At 68.5% G+C, this 6,968-nt stretch carries 3 protein-coding genes, 1 tRNA gene and 1 pseudogene; 4 read left to right on the forward strand and 1 reads right to left on the reverse strand.

Annotated features, from left to right (window positions below; all coding sequences use genetic code 11):
* The first annotated feature begins 189 nt into the window (after window positions 1-189).
* The 4 genes from glgX to TSH20_RS13230 all read left to right on the forward strand — a co-directional run bounded on the left by glgX (window position 190) and on the right by TSH20_RS13230 (window position 6,113).
* Entirely contained in the window at window positions 190-2,328 is a 2,139-nt protein-coding gene (gene glgX / locus TSH20_RS13215; RefSeq protein WP_109075180.1) for a glycogen debranching protein GlgX, read from the forward strand.
* A 153-nt stretch (window positions 2,329-2,481) separates the two neighbouring features.
* On the forward strand, window positions 2,482-3,579 hold the full coding sequence (locus tag TSH20_RS13220) for a response regulator (protein ID WP_109075181.1): 1,098 nt from the start codon (window positions 2,482-2,484) through the stop codon (window positions 3,577-3,579).
* Window positions 3,580-3,685: 106 nt separating this feature from the next.
* Window positions 3,686-5,878, forward strand: a complete 2,193-nt coding sequence (malQ, locus tag TSH20_RS13225; RefSeq protein ID WP_109075182.1) for a 4-alpha-glucanotransferase — start codon at window positions 3,686-3,688, stop codon at window positions 5,876-5,878.
* 161 nt (window positions 5,879-6,039) lie between these two features.
* Window positions 6,040-6,113: transfer RNA gene (locus tag TSH20_RS13230), tRNA-Gln, on the forward strand.
* Window positions 6,114-6,245: 132 nt separating this feature from the next.
* Here the strand turns inward: TSH20_RS13230 and TSH20_RS13240 are convergent.
* Window positions 6,246-6,968 (reverse strand): annotated as a pseudogene (locus TSH20_RS13240) (recombinase family protein); the annotation flags it as partial.

The raw sequence follows: 6,968 nt of genomic DNA on the forward strand, positions 1-6,968 counted from the left end.
GATAAACCGCGAGGTGCTGTACCGTCGGCGGAGTCGGTACGCGGTCGCGGCGAGGCAGCGAGGACGTGGAACAATGGAACAAGCCCCGGAAACTGTTTCATACTGTTCCAAACGTTCCATTCGCCGCCCCGCCGGATCGGCGGCCCTGACGATCGCCTCAAAGAAGTCCACCACACAGGCCGCCCGCTGATGCCTTCCACCCCCGCCCGCACCCCGGTCTGGCCCGGCAAGCCCCATCCGCTCGGCGCCACCTGGGACGGGTTCGGCGTCAATTTCGCGATCTTTTCCGCCCATGCCGAACGGGTGGAGCTTTGCCTGTTCGACAAGACCGGCCAGCGCGAGGTCGAACGGGTCACCCTGCCGGAACACACCGACGAGGTCTGGCACGGCTACCTGCCCGACGCCCGCCCCGGCCTGCTCTACGGCTACCGCGTCCATGGGCCGTACGAGCCGGAGGAGGGGCACCGCTTCAACCCGAACAAGCTGCTGATCGACCCCTATGCCCGGGCGCTGTTCGGCGGCTTCAAATGGTCGGACGCCCATTACGGCTACCGGGTCGGCTCGACGCGCGAGGACTTATCGTTCGACCGGCGCGACAACGCCCGCGGCATGCCGAAATGCCGGGTGGTGGACGGCGCCTTCACCTGGGGCCATGACCGCCACCGCCGCGTTCCCTGGATCGACACGGTCCTCTACGAGACCCATGTCCGCGGCTTCACCATGCGCCATCCGGAAGTGCCGGCCCATCTGCGCGGCACCTTCTCCGGCATGTCGACCCAGACGGTCATAGAGTATCTGCGCGCGCTCGGCATCACCTCGGTGGAGTTCCTGCCGGTCCAGGCCATCGCCGACGAGCAGCATCTCGTCACCCGCGGGCTGACGAACTACTGGGGCTACAACACCATCGGCTTCTTCGCGCCGGAGCCGCGCTACATGAACACCGGCGTCCTGTCGGAGTTCAAGACGATGGTCGCCCGCCTGCACGAGGCGGGGATCGAGGTCATCCTCGACGTCGTCTACAACCACACGGCCGAGGGCAACCATCTGGGACCGACCCTGTCCTTCAAGGGCATCGACAATCTCAGCTACTACCGGCTGATGCCGGACAGCCCGCGCTATTACATCAACGACACCGGCACCGGGAACACACTGGATTTCAGCCATCCGCGGGTGGTCCAGATGGTGATGGACAGCCTCCGCTACTGGGTGACGGAGATGCATGTCGACGGCTTCCGCTTCGACCTCGCCACCGTGCTGGCACGGGAGCCCTATGGCTACGACCCCGGCTCGGGCTTCCTCGACGCGGTGCGGCAGGATCCGGTGCTGGCCGACGTCAAGCTGATCGCCGAGCCGTGGGATGTCGGACCCGGCGGCTATCAGGTCGGCAATTTCCCGCCGGGCTGGGCGGAGTGGAACGACCGCTACCGCGACACCGTGCGCCGCTACTGGCGCGGCGACGACGGCATGCTGCCGGAACTGGCCGGCCGCATCGCCGGCTCCGCCGACCTGTTCGAGAAGCGCGGGCGCCGCCCCTGGGCGAGCGTGAACTTCATCACCGCCCATGACGGATTTACCCTGCACGATCTCGTCTCCTACAACGACAAGCACAATTGGGCAAACGGCGAGGAGAACCGCGACGGCCATTCCTCCAACTGCTCCTGGAACCATGGGGTGGAGGGGCCGAGCGACGATCCGGCGGTAAACGAACTGCGGGCACGGCAGAAGCGCAACATGCTGGCGACGCTGATGCTGTCGCAGGGCACGCCGATGATGCTGGCCGGCGACGAGCTGGACCACAGCCAGGACGGCAACAACAACGCCTACTGCCAGGACAACGACATCACGTGGCTCGACTGGTCCAGGCGTGACGGGTCGCTGGTGTCCTTCGTCCGCCGGCTGGTCGCATTGCGGCGCGCCCATCCGGTGTTGCGCCGCCCCCTCTTCCTGCATGGGCGGGAGGTGGCGGCGAACGGGCTGAAGGACATCGTCTGGTACAACGCCCAGGGGGTGGAAAAGACGGCGGAGCATTGGCGCAACACCCAGGCGCGCTGCATCGTCCTGCTGCTGAACGGCCGCGCCGGCGCCCATGTCGGCCCGGACGGGCAGCCGCTGTCCGACGGCGTCCTGCTGATCGTGCTGAACGCCCATGCCGATATCCTGACCGTGACCCTGCCCGACGTGCCGGGCGGCCGCGGCTGGCGCTGCGTGCTCGACACCCGCGTCGCCGACGGGGCGGGGGACGAGCGCATCCATCTGGCCGGGCGCTCGGCCCTGGTCGATGGGCGGACCGTCCTGGTTTTCACCTTGGTGGAGCAGCCGGGCATGTGAGTGGCGGCATGAAACCGATGGCGCGTTGCCCTGCGATCCTTTGCCCACTGTCCATCCCCCCGGCGGAGATGCTACCGCGACGGGCGGAGACAAAGCGTGTTACGCTGCGCCGCGCGTTCCCGTCACAGCGGCAGCGGAGCTTCGGGTAGGACGATGCCGGATTACGATTTCTCGCAGGTCGACGCCGCGATCATCGACAGCCAGCTCAACACCGCGCGCGTGTTCCGCGACGTGCTGATCCGGCTGGGCTTCCGCCGGGTGGAGCTGTTCGATTCGGTGAAGGCCGCCGCCGGCCTGCTGGCCGCGGCCATGCCCGATCTGGTGCTGGTCGATGCCGACGGCGAGGATTCGGAGGCCTTCCGCTTCATCCGCTCCCTGCGCAACGAACCGGCGGTGCCCAACCCGTTTGCCTGCGTCATCGTCACCACCTGGGCGCCGACCCCGGCGCTGCTGACCCGCGTCACAAATGCCGGCGGCGACGACCTGCTGATGAAGCCGGTGTCGCCCAAGCAGGTGCGCGAGCGCATCGTCAGCCTGATCGAGGCGCGCAAGGGCTTCGTCGTCACCGCCGACTACACCGGCCCCGACCGCCGCAAATCCCCGCGCGAGGGGGCGCAGGTGCCGGTGCTGGACGCGCCCAACACGCTGCGGCTGAAGGCGACCGGCCAATGGACCCAGTCCGGCGCCCGCATGCGGCTGAATGAAGCGATCGCCACCGTTACCACCCAGAAGCGGCTGCGTGCCAGCATCCAGGTCGCCTTCCTGATCGAATTCGCCCTGGCCGGGCTGGCACGGCCGGTTCCGGACCGCATGTCCATCGACCATGTCGGCCGCATCGGCGGCTTCCTCGACGATCTGCTGCGCCGGCTGGGCGACGACGGCGACCATGCCCCGGTGGAGGCGGTCGCCCGCGCCATCAAGTCCCTCGCCGACAAGGTGCGGGCCGCCGCCGAAGCCGGTCCCGTCTCCGCCGACGACCGCGACCAACTGCAGGCCCTGTCCCGTGCCCTGATGCAGGCCGTCGATCCCGACCGCCCGCTTGAGGCGATGACGCGGGAGGTGGCCTCCGCCGTCGACGGTTATCGCAGCCGGCTGGAGCAGATCGCCCAAGCCAAGGCCGCCGCTGCCGCTTCGGCGCTGGCGGCGTCATCCGCCGATGCGGCGGGCGAGACCACGAACGACTCCATCGCTTCCTCCGCTCTGCCGCCGACCGCGGCCGGGCCGGCGAGCACCGCCCTGTCGGCTGGTTGATGGGGGAGTGCCGATGGCATAGGCCGCCGGGCGACATTGACGCCACGAGCCGCGCCCCCAATCCCTAAGCCCCACCCTCTTTCCGTACAACCCGCGGGGACCCTGCATGAGTGATCTCGACCGGCTGGCCGATCTGCTTGGACTAGAACCCCACTATCACGACATCTGGGGCAACCGGCGGGAGACCTCCGCCGCCACCAAGCGGGCGCTGATCGCCGCCATGGGGTTGCAGGCCGCCACCGACGATCAGGTCGCCGACAGCCTGCGCACGGTCGAGCGCCGGTCCTGGAGTCGCCCGCTGCCGCCGGTGTTGGTGGTTGGGGAAGGGCAGGGGATCGATCTGAGCGTCGCTCTGCCGGCCGGCCTGGACGATGCCACCCTGGCGTGGGACCTGACGCCGGAGGGCGGCACGGCCCAGGGTGGCCGCATCCCGGTCCGCGACCTGCCCATCACCGACCGCGCCACCCTGGACGGCACGGCCTACGAGCGCCGCGCGCTGGGCGCCCTGCTGCCCGTATCGCTGCCCATCGGCTATCACCGGCTGGACCTGCATGTGGAGGCTGCCGGCGGGGCGGCAGGGCCGTCCGGCTCCACCACCCTGATCGTGGCGCCGGACCGCTGCGTGACGGTGGAGGAGATGGTGCCGGCCGGCCGCAGCTGGGGCATCGGCCTGCAGGTCTATTCGCTGCGGTCGGAGCATGACTGGGGCATGGGCGATTTCGGCGACCTCGCCGGCTTTGCCGAGATCGCCGGTCGACTGGGCGCCGGGCTGGTCGGCCTGAACCCGCTGCACGCCCTGTTTCCGGCCGACCCCAACCACATCGGTCCCTATTCCCCGTCCAGCCGCCAGTTCCTCAACATCCTCTACATCGACCCGGCCTCCGTACCCGAATTCGCCGGAGCCGACGATCTGCGCGACCGCATCGGGGACCCCGCCTTTCAGACGGCCCTGGCAACGGCCCGTCAGGCTGAGCTGGTCGACTACCCCGCCGTCGCCGCGCTGAAGCTGCCGCTCCTGGAAGCTCTGCACGCCCGATTCCGTGCCCTTCCCGACGACCACCCACGCAAGGCCGCCTATGCCGCCTTCCGGCAGGACATGGGCGCGGCGCTGGACCGCCATGCCATGTTCGATGCCCTGCACGAGCATTTCTTCTGCGAAGATTCCTCGCAGTGGATGTGGCGGAGTTGGCCAACCGCCTTCCAGGACCCGCGAAGCGCCGAGGTCGCGGCTTTCGCCACCGAGCATGCCGACCGCGTCGATTTCTTCGCCTGGACCCAGTTCGAGGCCGACCGACAGTTGGGCGAGGCCGCTGCGCGCGGGCGTTCCGCCGGGCTTGCCATGGGCTTCTACCGCGACCTTGCCGTTGCCGCCCATCCCGGCGGTGGCTCCGCCTGGGCCGATCCGTCGATGCTGGTGCAGGGCGCCAATGTCGGGGCGCCGCCCGACCAGTTCAACATGAACGGCCAGAACTGGGGCCTTGCCCCTCTGTCGCCGCTGGGCCTGCGTGAGTCCGCCTACGGCCCCTTCATCGAGCTTCTGCGCGCCAACATGCGCCATGCCGCCGCGCTCCGCATCGACCATGTGATGGCGCTGCAGCACCTGTTCTGGATTCCGGAGGACGGCAGCCCCGGCGCCTATGTCGCCTATCCCTTCCACGATCTGCTGCGCATCGTGGCGCTGGAGAGCCGCCGCAACCGCTGCGTCGTGATCGGCGAGGATCTGGGCACCGTGCCGGAGGGTTTCCGTCCGGCGCTGGAGCAGGCCGGCATCCTCAGCTACCGCGTGCTCTATTTCGAGCGCACCGTCGACGGCGGCTTCAAGTCCCCCGGCGACTATCCCGCCGGGTCGATGGCGACGGTCAGCACCCATGATCTGGCGCCTTTCAAAGGCTTCTGGACCGGCCGCGACCTGGACTGGCGCCGGCGTCTCGGCCTTTATCCGGACGATGCCAGCCGCGACAAGGACATCTGGGATCGTGGAGTCGACCGCTGGCGCCTGCTGCAAGCGTTGTCGCGCGAGGGGCTGCGCCCGGACAGCTATCCCAGCGATGATGGCGACCAGCCTTTCCGCGTGGAACTGTCGGCCGCTGTTCACGCCTATCTGGCGCGCACTCCGTCCCGCATCGTGATGGTGCAGATTGAGGACGCGCTGGCCGACGACGAGCAGCCCAACCTGCCCGGCACGGTGGACCAGCACCCCAACTGGCGCCGCCGCCTTCCCCGCAAGCTGGAGGAACTGGAGTCCGACGACGACCTCCGCCACATCATCGCTCCGATCGCCGCCATCGCCCCGCGCTGACCACCATTCGCCACCGGCGGCCCTGGGGAAATCCGGGCCGCCGGTGGCCGTTGGAAAAAAATGCATCCCAGGCGAAAAAAGCTCTTCACAGCCCGGCACATGGTCGCTATAAACCCGCCCACACCACGGGGCACGGCAAACGAGCCGCCCCGGTGACGGTCTGGGGGATCGTCTAGCGGTAGGACAGCGGACTCTGACTCCGCCAGCCTAGGTTCGAATCCTAGTCCCCCAACCAACCTTTTCAATGACTTATCAACTGCGTTTGGGCTGGTTGGGTGCTCCAGTAAGCACCCAGTAAGCACGGTGCTTTCGTGCTGAGCAGGTCTTGCTGGTTGACCGCATTTACCGAACACACCCACTTTCAGGCTCATAACCTGAAGGTCGCAGGTTCAAATCCTGCCCCCGCAACCACCGACAGTTGACAGCCCGCCTCCAACGAGGCGGGCTGTCGGCGTTTGGGTTCCGCCTCGGCGCACGCCTCCAGGATCGCCAGCAGGTCGCCATGAAGCTGCGCCTCCAGCCCGGCGTCGGAGGGGCAGGGGGACAGCACGACGCGGTCGACCATCGACCGGATCATCTCCATCGCGGCCATCCCCTCGTCGCCGTCGCCGAGCACGGATTCCAGCTCCGCGATCTTCCGCCGGTACAGCTCCGGCAGGTTGGCCGGCAGCAGCATCTCCAGCGCCTCCGTCCCCAGGGCGTCGATCTCGGCGGCGAGCGTGGCACGCTCGGCCTCCAGGGCGGACAGCCGCTCCTTCAGGGACGGGCTGTACATCCCGTTCTCCACTGCCTCCAGGATCGACGCGATCTTCCGGTCGGTTCCGGCGAGGGCGCGCTCCCGATCCCCGCGCCGGTTCCGGGCCTCGGCCTGGTCACGCCGTTGCGCCACGACCATTTTCTCAATAATGGCGGCGACCACGTCGGCGCCGAGCAGGCGCTCCTTCAGCCCGGCAAGAACACGGCCCTCGATCGCTTGCCGGGTGATGGTGCGGTCGTTCGGGTAGGTGCCCGAATTCCGGTGGCCGGCGCAACCGTAGCGGTCCTTGCCCATGATGGTGTAGCGGCCGCCGCAGACGCCGCACACCAGCAC

The sequence above is a fragment of the Azospirillum sp. TSH20 genome, assembly GCF_003115935.1.
In the GTDB taxonomy this organism is placed as follows: Bacteria; Pseudomonadota; Alphaproteobacteria; order Azospirillales; family Azospirillaceae; genus Azospirillum.

Bases quoted from the DNA above. Each gene is read 5' to 3' on its own strand.
- glgX (WP_109075180.1), top strand. From the start codon at position 190: ATGCCTTCCACCCCCGCCCGCACCCCGGTCTGGCCCGGCAAGCCCCAT.
- TSH20_RS13220 (WP_109075181.1), top strand. From the start codon at position 2,482: ATGCCGGATTACGATTTCTCGCAGGTCGACGCCGCGATCATCGACAGC.
- malQ (WP_109075182.1), top strand. From the start codon at position 3,686: ATGAGTGATCTCGACCGGCTGGCCGATCTGCTTGGACTAGAACCCCAC.